At 74.8% G+C, this 14,519-nt stretch carries 15 protein-coding genes; 7 read left to right on the plus strand and 8 right to left on the minus strand.

The genetic code is table 11. From position 1 onward, the window contains the following. The first annotated feature begins 54 nt into the window (after window positions 1-54). Complete coding sequence (locus ACZ3ZE_RS07620; RefSeq protein WP_361624411.1) at window positions 55-1,533, plus strand: alpha/beta hydrolase; 1,479 nt, start codon at window positions 55-57, stop codon at window positions 1,531-1,533. 256 nt (window positions 1,534-1,789) lie between these two features. Here the strand turns inward: ACZ3ZE_RS07620 and ACZ3ZE_RS07625 are convergent, their stop codons facing one another. Then, window positions 1,790-2,140: a winged helix-turn-helix transcriptional regulator gene (locus ACZ3ZE_RS07625; protein WP_361170314.1), complete on the minus strand. Its 351-nt coding sequence runs from the start codon at window positions 2,138-2,140 to the stop codon at window positions 1,790-1,792. 67 nt (window positions 2,141-2,207) lie between these two features. Between ACZ3ZE_RS07625 and ACZ3ZE_RS07630 the strand changes: the two genes are divergently transcribed. After that, on the plus strand, window positions 2,208-3,104 hold the full coding sequence (locus ACZ3ZE_RS07630) for an NAD(P)-dependent oxidoreductase (protein WP_361170311.1): 897 nt from the start codon (window positions 2,208-2,210) through the stop codon (window positions 3,102-3,104). 19 nt (window positions 3,105-3,123) lie between these two features. Here the strand turns inward: ACZ3ZE_RS07630 and ACZ3ZE_RS07635 are convergent, their stop codons facing one another. Further along, window positions 3,124-4,290: an alpha-hydroxy-acid oxidizing protein gene (locus ACZ3ZE_RS07635; RefSeq protein ID WP_361170308.1), complete on the minus strand. Its 1,167-nt coding sequence runs from the start codon at window positions 4,288-4,290 to the stop codon at window positions 3,124-3,126. Window positions 4,291-4,395: 105 nt separating this feature from the next. Then, window positions 4,396-4,980, minus strand: coding sequence for a Type-2Aa cytolytic delta-endotoxin (locus ACZ3ZE_RS07640; protein WP_442305324.1), 585 nt, complete (start codon window positions 4,978-4,980; stop codon window positions 4,396-4,398). Between the two features lie 96 nt (window positions 4,981-5,076). Here ACZ3ZE_RS07640 and ACZ3ZE_RS07645 point away from each other — a divergent pair, with 96 nt between their 5' ends. The 5 genes from ACZ3ZE_RS07645 (at window position 5,077) to ACZ3ZE_RS07665 (ending at window position 9,994) form a co-directional block, all read left to right on the plus strand. Then, window positions 5,077-6,171 carry a sulfite oxidase gene (locus ACZ3ZE_RS07645; protein WP_467257905.1) on the plus strand — a complete coding sequence of 365 codons (1,095 nt, stop codon included), beginning with the start codon at window positions 5,077-5,079 and terminating at the stop codon, window positions 6,169-6,171. A gap of 294 nt (window positions 6,172-6,465) precedes the next feature. Beyond that, on the plus strand, window positions 6,466-7,608 hold the full coding sequence (locus ACZ3ZE_RS07650) for a YncE family protein (RefSeq protein WP_467257908.1): 1,143 nt from the start codon (window positions 6,466-6,468) through the stop codon (window positions 7,606-7,608). Window positions 7,609-7,669: 61 nt separating this feature from the next. Continuing rightward, a complete protein-coding gene (locus ACZ3ZE_RS07655) occupies window positions 7,670-8,164 on the plus strand; it encodes a nucleotide triphosphate diphosphatase NUDT15 (protein ID WP_467257910.1) in 495 nt (164 codons plus the stop codon). Window positions 8,165-8,196: 32 nt separating this feature from the next. Beyond that, window positions 8,197-9,051, plus strand: a complete 855-nt coding sequence (locus tag ACZ3ZE_RS07660; RefSeq protein ID WP_467257913.1) for a DUF6585 family protein — start codon at window positions 8,197-8,199, stop codon at window positions 9,049-9,051. 145 nt (window positions 9,052-9,196) lie between these two features. Then, window positions 9,197-9,994 carry a VOC family protein gene (locus ACZ3ZE_RS07665; protein ID WP_361180107.1) on the plus strand — a complete coding sequence of 266 codons (798 nt, stop codon included), beginning with the start codon at window positions 9,197-9,199 and terminating at the stop codon, window positions 9,992-9,994. Window positions 9,995-10,075: 81 nt separating this feature from the next. On the opposite strand, the gene ACZ3ZE_RS07670 is transcribed toward ACZ3ZE_RS07665, so the two are convergent. The 5 genes from ACZ3ZE_RS07670 to ACZ3ZE_RS07690 form a co-directional block, all read right to left on the minus strand. Next, window positions 10,076-11,668, minus strand: a complete 1,593-nt coding sequence (locus tag ACZ3ZE_RS07670) for a hypothetical protein (protein WP_467257915.1) — start codon at window positions 11,666-11,668, stop codon at window positions 10,076-10,078. Between the two features lie 131 nt (window positions 11,669-11,799). After that, window positions 11,800-11,994, minus strand: a complete 195-nt coding sequence (locus ACZ3ZE_RS07675; protein WP_361173631.1) for a hypothetical protein — start codon at window positions 11,992-11,994, stop codon at window positions 11,800-11,802. 199 nt (window positions 11,995-12,193) lie between these two features. Beyond that, window positions 12,194-12,847, minus strand: a complete 654-nt coding sequence (locus tag ACZ3ZE_RS07680) for a hypothetical protein (protein WP_361173628.1) — start codon at window positions 12,845-12,847, stop codon at window positions 12,194-12,196. Beyond that, window positions 12,844-13,527 carry an ABC transporter ATP-binding protein gene (locus tag ACZ3ZE_RS07685; protein WP_363291085.1) on the minus strand — a complete coding sequence of 228 codons (684 nt, stop codon included), beginning with the start codon at window positions 13,525-13,527 and terminating at the stop codon, window positions 12,844-12,846. The genes ACZ3ZE_RS07680 and ACZ3ZE_RS07685 overlap by 4 nt, the downstream gene beginning before the upstream one ends. After that, the gene (locus tag ACZ3ZE_RS07690) at window positions 13,520-14,515 is read right to left on the minus strand and encodes an ABC transporter ATP-binding protein (protein ID WP_467258547.1); all 996 of its coding nucleotides are present in this window, start codon (window positions 14,513-14,515) and stop codon (window positions 13,520-13,522) included. Before ACZ3ZE_RS07690 ends, ACZ3ZE_RS07685 begins: the two co-directional genes overlap by 8 nt. Window positions 14,516-14,519: the final 4 nt, after the last annotated feature.

The following is a 14,519-nucleotide window of genomic DNA, read 5'->3' on the forward strand; positions in this document are numbered from 1 at the left end:
CCAAGGGGAGTTCCTACCGTTCCCCCGCCAGGAGGAACGTGAGGAGACGAGACGATGACCGCATTCGTATTGGTGTCGGGCCCCTTCACCGGGGGCTGGGTGTGGGGGGAGGTCGCGGACCGGCTGCGGGCCGCGGGGGCCGAGGCGGTTCCGGTGGGGCTGACGGGGATGGTCGACGGGCCGCCCGGGGGGCCGGAGACGGATCTGGAGACGCATGTCGCGGACGTGGTGCGGGCGATCGACGCCTGCGGCGCGTCCGAGGTGGTGCTCGTCGGGCACGACTACGGCATCCACCCCGCGCTGGGCGCCGCCGACCGGCGGCCGGGGCGGGTGGCGCGGGTGGTGTACCTGGACGCGGGGATGCCGATGGACGGGGACGCGGCGCTCGCGCTCGTACCCGAGGGGACCGTGGAGCGGGACGGGTTCGTTGCGGCGCCGTCGGGCGAGGAGTGGCGGCGGTGGGGCAGCCTGGAGGGGATTCCGGCGGAGGCGCTGGAGCGGCTGGACCGGCTCGCCGTGCCGCAGCCGGCGCGGACGCTGACCCAGCCGCTGCGGCTGACCGGCAGTCCCTTCGACCGGCCGACGACCGGGGTGCTGTGCACGGCGAACGGCTCCGGGATCGCGATGGTCGAGCTGCTGGTCGCGACGGGCCCGCCGGCGTTCCGGGTGCTCGCCGGTCCGCGGGTCGGCTTCCTCGAACTGGCCACCGGGCACTGGCCGATGCTCTCCGCTCCCGGCGACCTGGCCGAGGCGCTGCTGCGGGCCGCCGCCGACGAGGGGCAGCGCGTGACGGCGCCGGAGCACGCGCGTCCGGCGCACGCGGGAGCCTTCCTCCTGGACGTCGCCGAGCGGCCCCGGGAGCGCGAGGGGCGGGTCGACCTGCATCTGCCGGAGGCCGAGGGTCCGCGCCCGGCGGTGCTGTTCGTGCACGGCGGGCCGGTGTCGCCCGACGCGCGGCCGACGCCGCGGGACTCGCCGACCCTGCTCGGCTACGCCCGGTACGTGGCGGGCCTGGGCGCGGTGGGGGCGACCCTGGACCATCGGCTGCACGACCTGGGGGACTATCCGCGCGCGGCCGGGGACCTGGCCGAGGCGGTGGAGCTCGTCCGGGCCGATCCGCGCGTGGACGGGGACCGGATCGCGCTGTGGTTCCTGTCCGCCGGCGGCCTGCTCTCGGCGGACTGGCTCGCGGCACCGCCGTCCTGGCTCCGGGCCGTGGCCCTGACCTACCCCGTCCTCGCTCCCCCGCCGGCCTGGCGCGCGGTGCACCCGCGCTTCCGGCCGGCCGGGACGGTGTCGGCGGCGAGCCCGCCGATCGTGCTGACCCGGGCGGGCCTGGAGCACGAGCTGTTCGCGGCGGCGGTGGAGGAGTTCCTCGCCGCCGCCGGCAAGGCCGGCGCGGTTGTCGACGTCGTCGACGCCCCGCTCGCCCACCACGGTTTCGAGACCCTCGACCACACGGAGGACACCCGCGCCGCCGTGGTCCGCGCGACGCGCGCGGTGCTCGGACACCTTCTGGCGCCGGTGGACTGAGGACCCCGGGGCCCACCGGCCGCCGGACTGCGGCGGCCGGTGGGTGGGTGACGGCAGGCGCCGGAAGGTCAGTTGACGAAGACGACCGGGCTGCGCACCGACGACGGCCCGCCGCGCCGTGTACACCAGGTTCCCCGACACCCACTTTTTTGTGGGTACTTGTCGCCTCCCACACCCTCGGGAGAACCTGATGGAGGTCGAGACGACGACCGGGGAAACCCCCGGACCTCGGCCTGAAAGGGAGGACGGCGAGATATCAGGACGCGGCGCGCTCCTCGGCGAGCCGGTCCAGCCTGCGGTGGCCCCAGTCGGAGAGCGGAGCCAGCGCCCGGGCGAGCTCGCGGCCGAAACCGGTCAGTGAGTAGACGGTCTTCGGCGGCACCACGTCGTGCACCTCACGGTGGACGAGACCGTCCGTCTCCATCTCCCGCAGGGCCTGCGTCAACACCTTCTCGCTGATCGCCGGGACCTTCCGGCGCAGTTCGCCGGGCCGGTGCGGGCCGGACTCCAGCAGCCACAGCAGCAGGGTCTTCCACTTGCCGTCGATCACGGCGATCGCGGCGGTCACTCCGCACACGTCGGTGTCCTGGGCGCGGCTGCGCGTCATCGGCGTCGTCCTCCGGGTCCTGCGTCTCTTTCCTTCTTGCTCACCTCGTGTACAAGGGAGTTCCGTCATGTCTTCTTCCCCCGCTTCCCCCGGGCCCTCCGCCGTCACGGTGATCGGGCTCGGCCCCATGGGCCGTGCCCTCGCCGGCGCCTTCGTGGCCGCCGGCGTGCGCACCACCGTGTGGAACCGCACTCCCGGCCGGGACGGCGAGCTGGTCGCCCGGGGCGCGGTGAGTGCGGCGAGCGCCGAGGAGGCGGTCGCGGCGAGCCCGCTGACCGTCGTCTGCGTGGTCGACTACGACGCCTCGGACGCCGTGCTGCGGCGCGAGCCCGTGGCCGCCTCGCTCAAGGGGCGGACCCTGCTCAACCTGACCGCCGACACCCCCGGGCGAGCCCGGGACACCGGCCGGTGGGCCGAGGAGCACGGCATCCGCTACCTGGACGGCGCCATCATGACGCCGACCCCGACCATCGGCACGCCCCAGGCGGTGTTCCTGTTCAGCGGCCCGGAGGAACTGCACCGCGAGCACCGGCCGGTGCTCGACGTCCTGGGCGGCAGCCACACCCACCTCGGCGCGGACGTGGGGCGGGCCGCCGCGTACGACATCGCGCTGCTCGACATCTTCTGGACCTCGATGGCGGGGTACACCCACGCGCTGGCGCTGGCGGCGGCGGAGGGTGTCTCGCCGCGCGAACTGGCCCCGTTCGCCGAGGGGATCGGGGCGATCCTGCCGCCGCTGTTCCGGGAGTGGGCCGATGACGTGGAGAGCGGCTCGTACTCGGGCGAGGGCAACCCGCTGACCTCGGCGGTGTCGTCGATGGCGCACATCGTGCACAGCTCCGAGGACCACGGCATCGAGGCGGGCGTGATGCGCGCCGCCGAGGGCCTGGCCCGCCGGACGGTGGCGCTCGGGCACGGCGCGGACGGGTTCTCGCGTCTCGCGGAGGTCCTCGGACGGCGCTGAACGGCCGCGCCGCGCCCTCTCACACCCGGCGCAGCGCGCCCTCGGCCCGCAGGTCGGCGAGGGTCGGGTAGCCGTCGACGGCCATGAGGAGGTCGGCCTCGGCGAGCAGGGAGCGCAGGACGTGGACGATGCCGTCGGCGCCGTCGAGGGCGAGGCCGTAGGCGTACGGGCGGCCGACGGCGACGGCGGTGGCGCCGAGGGCGAGGGCCTTGACGGCGTCGGCGCCGGTGCGGACGCCCGAGTCGAAGAGCACGGGCAGTCCGTCGGCCGCCGCCACCACGTCCGGCAGGGCGTCGAGGGCGGGCAGCCCGCCGTTGGCCTGCCGTCCGCCGTGGTTGGAGCAGTACACGCCGTCCACGCCGCCGTCCCGGGCGCGGCGCACGTCCTCGGGGTGGCAGAGGCCCTTGAGGACGAGGGGGAGCGTGGTGAGCGAGCGCAGCCAGGGCAGGTCGTCCCAGGTGAGCGGGTTGCCGAAGATTCCGGTCCACTCCAGGACGGCGGCCTGCGGGTCCTCCTCCGGCGGCTTGGCGAGGCGGGCGCGGAAGACGGGGTCGGAGGTGTAATTGGCGAGCGCGTGGCCGCGCAGCTGGGGGAAGTTGCCGGTGGCGAGGTCGCGGGGGCGCCAGCCGGTGACCCAGGTGTCGAGGGTGACGACGACGGCCTTGAAGCCGGCCGTCTCGGCGCGGCGCACCAGGCTCTCGGCGAGGGCGCGGTCGGTCGGGGTGTAGAGCTGGAAGAAGCCCGGGGTGTCGCCGAGTTCGGCGGCGACCGTCTCCAGCGGGTCCTCGCTCAGGGTCGAGGCGATCATCGGGACGCCGGTGCGGGCCGCGGCGCGGGCGGTGGCGAGGTCGCCGTGTCCGTCCTGGGCGCAGAGGCCGATGACGCCGACGGGGGCCATGAGCAGCGGGGTGGGCAGCCGCAGTCCGAACAGGTCGACGGTGAGGTCCCGTTGGGCGGCGCCGACCATCATCCGGGGCACCAGGCCCCAGTTCCGGAAGGCCTCGGTGTTGGCCCTCTGGGTGTGTTCGTCGCCCGCGCCTCCGGCGACGTACGACCAGACGGACGGCGGGAGCGCGGCGCGGGCCCGGTCCTCCAGCTCGGCGAAGGTCAGGGGCAGCTTGGGCTGGGTGCCGAAGAGCCCGGCCAGGTAGATCTCGTTCTGGTAGTCGCCGAACCGCTGGGTCATCGCGTGTCGCGTCCTTCCGCCGGTCTCCGCTGTGCGGCGACGCTACCGCCCGGTACCCGCGGAAGGCCATGGCCCGGGACGGCGGGCCGTGACGTGTGCGGAGGGTCAGGCGGCGAGGGCCGGGGCGAGCTCCTGGCGCAGGACGATCGCGTTCAGGCGGAGGGCGAACGGGACGGCGTCGGTCATCTCCAGGGCGCCGACGGCCTCCTTGCCGAGGCCGATGGTGACGTCGACGCAGAACGCGAGGGCGTACATGTGCTCGCCCGTCTCCTCGTCCTGGAGGGCGAAGAACAGGTCCCGGTAGTAACGGGTGCGGTCGGCGCCCTCCTCGTAGTAGGCGAGGCCCGGCAGGCCCTCCTGGGCGGCGAGGCCCGTGAAGGCGTCGACGAGTTCGCGCTCGACGGTGTCCCAGAAGGACGCCTGCGCCGACTCGGGCGGCAGCGCCTGACGGACGGCCTCCTTGAGGGAGAGGACCATGACCAGGACGGGGGCGTGCTCCTGGAGTCCCCAGCCGCGCACCATCCGCACGATGCTGCTGTCGGGGATCGCGGCGGCCGCGTCGCGGATGTGGTCGAAGTCGTAGTTGACGGTGGCGGGGGCGATGGCCTCCTGGAAGGCGTGGCCGAGGGCCCGCGCCTGGGCGAGGTGGCCGGGGCCCACCTCGATGACCGTCTTGAAACTGGCGCCCAAGAGTCCTCCTTGAACAATCTGTTGATCGAGGAGGGTCAGTATGACCCAGCGTCCGGCGGGTGGCCCAGCAGGGTCCGGGCGTAGCCTGGAAGGACCATGTGCCCCTCCGTGATCCCCCGCGGGCCGGGCGCCACCGCGTGGGCGCCGGAGACGGTGACCACCGACCCGTACAACGCCGAGACGCCGTCGGCCGCCCTGACCGAACCGGTCACCCCCGCCGGCGCCCTGTTCGTCCGCGACCACTTCGGCGTGCCGCGCCTCCCGCCCGCCGGGTGGCGGCTGCGGATCGACGGGGCGGTGCGCGCGCCGTCCGTCCTCGGGTACGCGGAGCTGCTCGCCCTCCCGCACACGGAACTCGACGTGGTCCTGGAGTGCGCGGGCAACGGGCGCGCCCTGATGTCGCCCCGGCCGCCGGGACTGCCCTGGGGGCAGCGGGCGGTCGGCTGCGCGCGGTTCGCGGGGGTGCCGTTCCGGCTGGTCGCGGAGTGCGCCGGGGTCGACCCGGCGGCCGTCGAGTTCGTCTTCACCGGCGCCGACGCCGGAACCGTGCGCGGGCACCGCGAGCCCTTCGCCCGCAGCCTGCCGCTCGCCGTCGCCCTCCACCCCGGCACCCTCCTCGCCACCCGCCTGGACGGCGCGCCGCTCACCCCCGAGCACGGCGCGCCGGTGCGGCTCGTGGTCCCCGGACGGTACGCGGTGGCGGACGTGAAGTGGCTGGTGGGGGCGCGGGCGGTCACGGAGCCCTTCGCCGGGGTGTTCCAGACCGAGGAGTACGTGTACGTCGACGCGGACGGCCGCGCCGAGGGCCCGGTCGCTGGCCTGCGGGTCAAGTCGCTGATCACCGCGCCCGAGCCGGACGAGGACCTGCGGCGGGGCCGCCAGACCCTGGTGCGGGGCCGGGCCTGGTCGGGCGACGGGGTGCCGGTGCGGCGGGTCGAGGTGCGGACCGTGCACGAGGACGCCCCGGAGGACCCGTCGGCGGGATGGCGGGACGCCGGACTGGAGCAGCCCTCGGGGCCGTACGCCTGGACCGGCTGGTCCTGCCCGTGGACACCGGACACTCCCGGCCGCTACCGGGTGCTCGCGCGGGCGACCGACGCGAACGGCGCGGTCCAGCCGGAGCGGGCGCCGTGGAACGCGCGCGGCTACGGCTGCAATCCGGTGGCCGCGGTCGACGTGGTCGTCGTCTGACGGAGGCGGGGGCGGGACCTTCGGCCGTCGTCCGACCCAGGCGGGGGCGGGACCTTCGGCAGAGGCCTGCCCCAGGCAGGCGCGGGACCTTCCGCCGTCGTCCGACCCAGCCAGGTGCGGGACCTTCGGCCGTCGTCGGGTCAGCCGATCGGATGACCCGGTGGGCCCCGGGGTGGCCGGAGCATGGGATACGGGCGGTTCCCGCCGCCCCGGCCCCGTCCCGCCGCCCCGGCCCGTCCGTCCCGCCTCGCCCTGCCGCGGGTCGCCGCCCGCCCCGCCCCAGGAGCCCCGCCGATGAACCGTCACCGCGCCCTCGCCGGACTGGCCGCCGCCGTCGCCCTGCTCGCGGGCTGCGCCCAGGGCGGTACGGAGGCCGCCGGGGTCTCCGCGCCCCCGGCCGCCCACTCCCCCGCCACGCCCACGCCCACGCCGGCGTCCCCGTCACCGTCCGCGGGCACGCCCACCCCGGCGGGCACGCTGCTCGTCGCCGACTTCGGCGCGGACACGGTCACCTTCGTCGACCCGTCGCGCGGCCCGATCTCCTCGGTGCGGGTCGGCACCGCGCCGTACGGGCTCGCGGTCGGCCCCGACGGCCGGGCCTGGGTGGCCACCGCCGAGGGCGTGGCCGTCGTGGACACCGCCACCCGCACGCACCTCGCCCTCGTCCCGTACCGGACGGCGACGGGCCCCGTCACCACCGGCGAGTACCGGGGCGGCGGCATGGGCATCGCCCTGTCGCCCGACGGGCGCCGGGTGTACGTGGGCGTCAACGTGCCCGGCGGGAACGGCGCCCTGGAGGTGATCGACACGGCGGCCCTGAAGGTCACGGACACCGTGCCGGTCGGGCGGCGCCCCTTCGACGTGGACGTCGCGCGCGACGGCTCCGAGGTGTACGCGACGGACCACGACTCCTTCGACGTGACGGTGGTCCGCGCCGACACCCTGCGCCCGCGCCGCATCGAGGTGGCCCCGTACGGGACGGAGGGCGGGCTCGGCTCCTGGCTGAAGCCGCACTACGCGGCGGTGCGCCCGTCCGACGGGCGGCTGCTGCTGCCGTTCGAGGGCGAGCGGCTCGTCGTCCTCGACCCGCGCACCGGCCGCTCCGAGATCCAGCCGATGACGGCGAACACGCACCAGCACGGCGTCACGGTCACCCCCGACGGCACGCTCCTCACCGTCGGCACCGGCCCCATCGACCCCGACAGCGACCGGGGCCCGTCCCTCACCGTCCGCTCGCCCGGCGGCGCCGAGCGCGTGTACCCGCTGGACGGCCCGCACGAGGACGTCGCCGTCTCGGAGGACGGGCGCACCGCCTACGTCACGGGCGGCTTCACCCGCGACGGCTCCTGGGACGGTCTGACGGTCGTCGACCTCGCCGACGGCTCCACCCACCGTCTGGCGGCCGGCTCGCGCCCCCTGGGCATCGCGGTGCTCTGAGCGCTGTCGGTGCCATGGTGTTGGCTGGGGAGCACAACGAGCCCCGGCCCGAGGAGAGTCCATGACCGCCGCCCACCGCAACACCCAGCCCCCACCCGCGCAGGCCTCGCTCGGCGCGGGTGTGGTGGTCACCGACGCCGCCGGCCGGGTCCTGCTCGGCCTGCACGTCTCCGGTGTCTGGGAGCTGCCCGGCGGCAAGGTCGACCCCGGCGAGTCGATCGAACAGGCGGCGGTGCGCGAACTGGCCGAGGAGACCACGCTCGTGGCCGACGAGGCCGACGCGCGGGTCGTCGGACTCATCCTCGACACGCGGACCTCGGCGGAGCTGACCCGGATGACCGCCGCCACGATCGTCCGCGCCCACGCCGGCACCCCGGCCGTCGCCGAACCCGACAAGATCGAGCGCTGGGAGTGGACCGACCCGGACCGGCTGCCCGCCGATCTCTTCCTCCCCTCGGCCCAGGTCCTGAAGCTGTGGCGGCCCGAACTCCCCATCGAGGACGCTCCGTTCCACCGATACGCCGTCCAGCGTCTGGCACCCCCGGGACGCCCCTGACATCATGCCGAGGAGGGGGAGGGGGGTGCGCGGTGACGACCTGCGACCGGGTGACGGTGCCACCGCCGGGCGAGGAGGCCACGCGGGCCGCGCGTGAGGCCGGGCTCGGGATGTACTTACGGGGCTTTCGGACGCACCACTCCGAGGGCGAGCGGCGCCGCGGCGTGCCGCCCGCCGCGCTGCTGCTCCTGGCGGTCGCGGGCCTGTGGGTCCCGGTCCTCGCCACCCGCCTGGTCGGCGCCTGGGCGGGGATCGCGCTTCTCGTGCTGCCGTTCGGGCTGCTCGGACGGCAGGTGTGGCAGTACGGCAGGGTGCCCGACGCGTCCTTACGGCCCGAGGAGTACGTGTACCTGTACGAGCGGGGGCTGCTCTGTCCGGGCGCGGACGGAGGCGCGCGGGCGGTGCCCTGGGCGTCGGTGACCTCGATGCACCAGGACGTCACCCGCACCTACGTCCACGGGGGCTACGCGGGGACGCGCTACGCGTACCGGCTGTCGGCCGGCGGGCGGCGGGCGGTGTCGGTGGGCGGTTTCATCAACGAGGAGACCGTGCCGAAGCCCACCGACTCGCAGATCCGCGAGCTGGCGCAGATCGTCCTGGACGAGACGGTCCGCCGCGCCCTGCCGACGGCGGTGTCCACCCTGGAGGAGGGCGGCAGCGTGGCCTTCGGGGAGGTGGCGCTGGACGGGCGGGGCATCAGGCTGCCGTCGGGGACGTCCCCGTGGGAACAGGTGCGGCGGTGCGAGCTGCGCGGGGACGGCCTGGTCGTGGTGCGGACCGCCGGCGGGGGCCGGTGGGCCCGCGAGTCTAAGGAGATCCCGGACTTCCCGGTCTTCTGGGTGCTGCTCAAGGAGCTGGCGCCGACCGTCCGCGAGCACCGTCGGTGACGCGCCGGAACGGGTGACGGCCGCGGGGCGGCCTCGGTGCGGGACGGGCGACGGGACCGTGGTCACCGTGCGTCACCAGGCGGGCGGGGGCGGACGTGGTTAGCGTGGCCGTAGACACGTCATCGATTCGGAAGAGAGTCCCGTCATGGCCTCACGCACGGAAGGCACGCCGGTCTGGACCGACGCGATGTTCACGGACATCGAGGGGGCGAAGTCGTTCTACGGCGACGTGCTCGGCTGGACCTTCGGCGAGTCCGCCTCGGAGTTCGGGAACTACACCCAGGCCTACAAGAACGGCAAGGCGGTCGCGGCGGTCGTCCCGCCGATGCCCGGGCAGGACGGCGAGCCGCAGTCGGCCTGGTGTCTGTACTTCGCCTCGCCCGACGCCGCCACGACCGCCGAGAAGATCAAGGACGCGGGCGGCACCCTGCTGATGGAGCCGATGCAGGTCGGCGAGTTCGGAACCATGTGCCTGGCACAGGACCCGACGGGCGTGGTGTTCGGCGTCTGGCAGGCGGGAGCCCACGAGGGCTTCGAGCTGGAGGGCGAGACGGGCAGCTACGTGTGGGCGGAGGTCTTCACCCGCGAGCCGGGGAAGTCCGACGACTTCTTCACCGCCGTCTTCGGCTTCAACTCGAAGAAGATCAAGGACGAGCACATGGACTACCGGGTCTTCGACCTGGGTGCGGACCCCGTCCTGGGCCGGATGGTGATGGGCCCGGACGACTTCCCGGCGGAGGTCCCCTCGTACATCCAGATCTACTTCGCCGTCGACAACTGCGACAAGGCCGTCGAGTCGGCCGAACGGGCCGGCGGGCGGAAGGTGTTCGGGCCGATGGACAGCCCCTTCGGGCGGTTCGCGGCCATCCTGGACCCGCAGGGCGCGGCGTTCGCGGTGATCGACGTGAAGACCACGGTCGGCAAGATGCCCGAGATGGTCTGAGCCCCCCACGCACACGGGACGCGAGTGCCCGGGACCTCCGAGGGGTCCCGGGCACGGGCGCGTCGTGGCGCGACGCGGGCGTCAGGCGTCGTCGCGGACGGCGACGATGCCGTTGAAGACGCCGACGTACGCGCTGCCGTCGGGGCCGATGGTGATGGGCGCCCAGTTGTTGTCGTAGGCGGGGCCGGTGCCGGTCAGCCGGGACCAGGCTCGTTTGCCGGTGCGGAAGTCGACGGCCGTCAGGTACCAGGCGTCGATGCCGAGGGCGCTGGGCCGCTTCTCGTAGAAGTAGAGCAGGCCGTTGGCGGTGGACAGCTTGGGCACCGTGGAGGGCGAGCGGACGTCGCTCTCCCACACGGTGTCGCAGCCGCTGCCGTCGGCGCGCACGTCGACGCGGGTGGCGCCGCCGACGACGCTGCGGCCGAAGGTCAGCGTGGTCGGGTTCTCGTAGCCGTAGTTGTTCTCGACGACGAGGCTGTTCCCCCAGCTGATCAGCGAGTTGTCGGTGGTGGAGGCGCCGGAGCCGAAGACCGGGACCTTGCAGACGAGCCGGTCGGCCGCGGGTACGTCGGTGCCGCGCCGGTAGACCAGGATGTTCATCCGGTCGTCGGCGTTGTCGGTGATGGCGACGTACCGCGCGCCGTTCTGGCCGAAGAGGTCGGGGGTGGTGCCCGAGCCCTGGTTCACGGAGCCCGGCTTGGTGCCGGTGCCCCGGTCGTAGGTCTGGCGCCACTGGACGCGTGGCGTGCCGTCGGGGTCGGCGCGGAAGCTGTAGAGGGCGTGGTCGGAGACGATGGAGACGCCGTCCTCGGCGACGGAGAAGGAGTTCTGGATCTCCTCGCCGTCGAGCCGGATCGCGCGCAGGGCTCCGGTGGCGGGGTCGACGGTGCCGACGCGGCCGAGCCGGGTCACCCACCAGATCCGCCCGTCCCAGTCGGGCATCACGGAGGTGACCGGGTCGCAGACGCCGCTGGGGAACAGGTTGGTCCAGCTGACGCAGTCGTGCGGGACGAGCGAGGTCAGGTCCCAGTCGTCCTCGACCACGAACTCCCAGTCACGGTCGGCTTTCTGACGGTGCGCCAGGCGCAGGACGTGCTGGCGTGAGTCGGCGAGGACGACCCGGTCACGGTTGTCGAGGTAGAAGTAGGCGCCGCCGGAGGTGTCCTTGAAGATCTTCTCGAAGTCGAGGCGGGTGATGGCCTCGACGGTGGAGGAACGCTGGGGCAGCTTGTACTCGGCGAGGGTGTCCAGGGTGCGCGGGTCGAGCAGCTTGAGCAGGAAGCCGTTGAAGGTGCCGCAGACGGTGACGAGCCGGACGCCGGTGTCGAAGGTGACGGTGGCGCACTCGCCGCCGAGGGCGGCGATCTTCTCGCTGTCGACCCGCGGGTCGCGGCCGAGCGGCCCCGGGAAGGGGTGGGTGCCGCTTCCGGCGCCGTCGGCGTGCATGCCGCTGCGGCCGTTGGGCGCGAGGTACGGGTGCTGGGGCGGGGCCTCGGCGGGGACGGGCCGGGCGGTGGCGGGCGCCCCCTCGTAGTGCGCGACGAGCCGGTGCCCGGGGGCGAGCGGTATCTCGTCGGCGAGGGCGACGGGTGTGGCGAGGGCTAGCGCGGTCGCGCTCACGGCGGCGATCAGCGCGAACGCGCGAGCTCGCCGACCGGGGGGTCGGGTGGTCAATGCGGCTCCTCGGGTGCGTGCGTACAAGGTCGCGCCGCGGCGACGCTAGGCCCGATTGCTTGAGATGTACATGGAAATGCGGACCGTTTCACGCGCGCTTCACGGTCCGGAAACGATCCGCCGGACGCAGGTCAGGGCCGCAGACTGGACACCACGTTGGCGGTGGCGGCGACCCCGTTCTGGATGGTGGGCGCCATGCTCGTGCTGGCCAGGAAGAAGCCGAGCAGCCCGCAGACCAGCGCGTGGGAGACCTTCAGGCCGCCACTGCGCAGGAAGATGACGGCGAGCACCAGCAGGAGCAGCAGTACGGAAACGGAAACGGCCATCGCCCAAACCTCCTCGCACCGCACCGGATTGCGGCGTTCGGCCGACAGTGTGGCGGACCGGACGATCCGGACGGCGGTATGGCGGCGCGCCCATCCGGGTGACATTCCGAATCGGGCCGTTCCCCGGCGTCCGCCGCGGCCGTTCCCCGGCGTCCGCCCCGGCCGTGCCTCGGCGTTCCTCAGCGCGCCCCGGCGCGCGTCAGTCCCGCGCCCAGGTCTCGGCGATGCTCGGGTGGCGTACGGCCTCCAGCTCCTCGTCGGCCAGGAGCGCGGCGATCAGCCCGGCGGGGCCGAAGACCTCGGTGGCGCACAGGTCCCAGTCGGTCAGCACGAACCAGGACCCGTCCACCGCCCACCAGTTGGCGGGGAACTGGAGCCAGGCCTCGCCGCTCCGCCCCGAGCAGTGGTCGTGGTGGGCGGGCGCGTCGGCGAGCCGCCCCGCGCGGGCCGGGGCGGACGTGCCGAGGTCCTCGATCGGCGCCTGGGCCGCGTAGCACGGCGTGTCCGGGCCGTCGGCGCCGTGCCGGGCGAGCAGCGTGACGAGCCGCTCCAGGCAGGCACGGTCGATCTCCCCGTCCGAGGGCCCGTCCCAGGTGTCCCGCCCCTCGATGCCCTCGAAGAGGAGGTACGAGGGGGTCTTCGGCCACTCGGCGAGGGGCGGCCGGCTCGCGCCGGCGAGGATCTCGTGCCAGCGCAGCCGCCGGTCCCCGTCGTGGACGGTGTGCAGCACCCAGCAGCGGTCCTCGTACCCGCCCCGCGGTTCATGCCCGAGCACCGCGTCCGACGCCTCCAGGACGGGGCGCATGCCACCGAGGGGGTGGGCGTCGGGCAGCGGGGTCCAGGGGCTGGTCATGCCGCATTCTCTCCCGGGGCTCCGGCGGCCAGGCAGTCGGCCCACTCCACCGTGCGGTCGCACCAGCGCTCCAGGAGCACCCGGTCGTGCCCGACGGCGAGCAGGCCCGCGCCGGTCTCCGCCCGGTAGGCCTCCACCGTGCCGACCAGGGCGGCGGTGGTCGAGGCGTCGAGCATCGCGGTCATCTCGTCGCAGATCAGCCAGCGGGGTCGCAGCACCAGGGCGCGGGCAAGGCAGGCGCGCTGCAACTGCCCGTCGCTGACCTCGTGGGGGCGGCGGCCCAGCAGGTCGCCGGTGAGCCCGACGGCGGGGGTGAGGGCGGCGAGACGTTCGGGGATCTCGGCGCGCCGGCCGGTGGCGCGCAGCGGCTCGGCGATCAGGTCGGCGAGGCGCAGGCGCGGGTCGGCGGAGAGCCGGGGCTGCTGGAAGACGACCCCGATCGAGGTGCGCAGCGCGCGGGGGGCACGGTGGCGCCAGGACCGTACCTCGGTGCCGTCGACGCGGACCCGGCCCGCGTCGGGGCGGTGCAGCAGGGCGGCGACCCGGGCCAGGGTGGACTTGCCGCAGCCGCTGGGGCCGAGCAGGCCGACGGCCTCGCCGGGGGCGACGGTGAGCGAGGCGTCCCGCAGGACCGGCGCGCGCCGCTCGTACCCGGCGGTGACGTCATGGAGTTCAAGCATCCTCGGCTCCCCACGGGTGGTGGCAGGCGGTGCCCGCCAGAGCGTCGGGCCGGACGGCGCAGGCCGCGGTGGCCCGGGCGCAGCGCGGGGCGAAGGCGCAGCCCTCCGGCAGGTCGGACAGTTCGGGCGGGAGGCCGGGGATCGGGGTGAACTGCCGCTCCGGGAGGGCGTCGAGCAGTCCGCGGGCGTAGGGGTGGCGGGGGCCCGGGGCACCGAAGAAGCGGGCGGCGGAGGTGAGTTCGACGATGCGCCCGGCGTACATGACGGCGACCCGGTCGGCGACCCGCCGGGCGGCGGCCAGGTCGTGGGTGATGAGCAGCAGGGCCTTGCCGTCGTCGGCGTGGCGGCGCAGTTCGTCGGCGGTGCGGTTGACGAGTTCCCGGTCGAGGCCGGTGGTGGGCTCGTCGGCGAGCAGCAGGGGCGCGTCGCCGATGAGGGCGAGGGCGGTGGCGGCGCGCTGGGCGAGTCCGCCGGAGAGCTCGTGCGGGTAGCGGTCGAGGTGTCCGGCGGGGAACGCGGCCCGTGCGGCGGCGGCCTCGGCCGCGGCCCGGCGGCCGCGCCGCGGGGTGCCGGTCAGGGCGCGGACGGTCTCCTCCAGGTGGGCCCGTACGGTGCGCACCGGGGTGAGGTGGGCGGCCGGGCTCTGGGGGACGAGACCGATGCGGCGTCCCCGTACGGTGCGGGCGAGGGTGCGTTCGTCGGCGGTGAGCAGGTCGGTGCCGTCGAGGAGGGCGCTGCCCGCGGTCTCGGCGTTGCCCGGGAGGAGGCCGAGGAGGGCGGAGGCGAGGACGGACTTGCCGCAGCCGCTCTCGCCGACGAGGGCGAGGCACTCCCCCGCCGCCAGGTCGAAGTCGGCGTCGGTGACGGCGGCGACGCTCCGTCCGCCGCGCAGCCGGAAGCGCACGGTCAGGCCCCGGACGCTCAGCACGGCGTCCTCGGCCCGCTCGGCGGTGACGGCGGCGAGGGCCCGCGCGATCTGCGGGTTCACGGGG

It is taken from the genome of Streptomyces sp. NPDC023157 (assembly GCF_055560575.1).

What these genes read in the sequence shown, in the direction of transcription:
- ACZ3ZE_RS07655 (WP_467257910.1), top strand. Translation starts at nt 7,670, where the DNA reads ATGACCGCCGCCCACCGCAACACCCAGCCCCCACCCGCGCAGGCCTCG.
- ACZ3ZE_RS07620 (WP_361624411.1), top strand. Translation starts at nt 55, where the DNA reads ATGACCGCATTCGTATTGGTGTCGGGCCCCTTCACCGGGGGCTGGGTG.
- ACZ3ZE_RS07675 (WP_361173631.1), bottom strand. Translation starts at nt 11,994, where the DNA reads ATGGCCGTTTCCGTTTCCGTACTGCTGCTCCTGCTGGTGCTCGCCGTC.
- ACZ3ZE_RS07685 (WP_363291085.1), bottom strand. Translation starts at nt 13,527, where the DNA reads ATGCTTGAACTCCATGACGTCACCGCCGGGTACGAGCGGCGCGCGCCG.
- ACZ3ZE_RS07650 (WP_467257908.1), top strand. Translation starts at nt 6,466, where the DNA reads ATGAACCGTCACCGCGCCCTCGCCGGACTGGCCGCCGCCGTCGCCCTG.
- ACZ3ZE_RS07635 (WP_361170308.1), bottom strand. Translation starts at nt 4,290, where the DNA reads ATGACCCAGCGGTTCGGCGACTACCAGAACGAGATCTACCTGGCCGGG.
- ACZ3ZE_RS07625 (WP_361170314.1), bottom strand. Translation starts at nt 2,140, where the DNA reads ATGACGCGCAGCCGCGCCCAGGACACCGACGTGTGCGGAGTGACCGCC.
- ACZ3ZE_RS07645 (WP_467257905.1), top strand. Translation starts at nt 5,077, where the DNA reads ATGTGCCCCTCCGTGATCCCCCGCGGGCCGGGCGCCACCGCGTGGGCG.
- ACZ3ZE_RS07665 (WP_361180107.1), top strand. Translation starts at nt 9,197, where the DNA reads ATGGCCTCACGCACGGAAGGCACGCCGGTCTGGACCGACGCGATGTTC.
- ACZ3ZE_RS07630 (WP_361170311.1), top strand. Translation starts at nt 2,208, where the DNA reads ATGTCTTCTTCCCCCGCTTCCCCCGGGCCCTCCGCCGTCACGGTGATC.
- ACZ3ZE_RS07680 (WP_361173628.1), bottom strand. Translation starts at nt 12,847, where the DNA reads ATGACCAGCCCCTGGACCCCGCTGCCCGACGCCCACCCCCTCGGTGGC.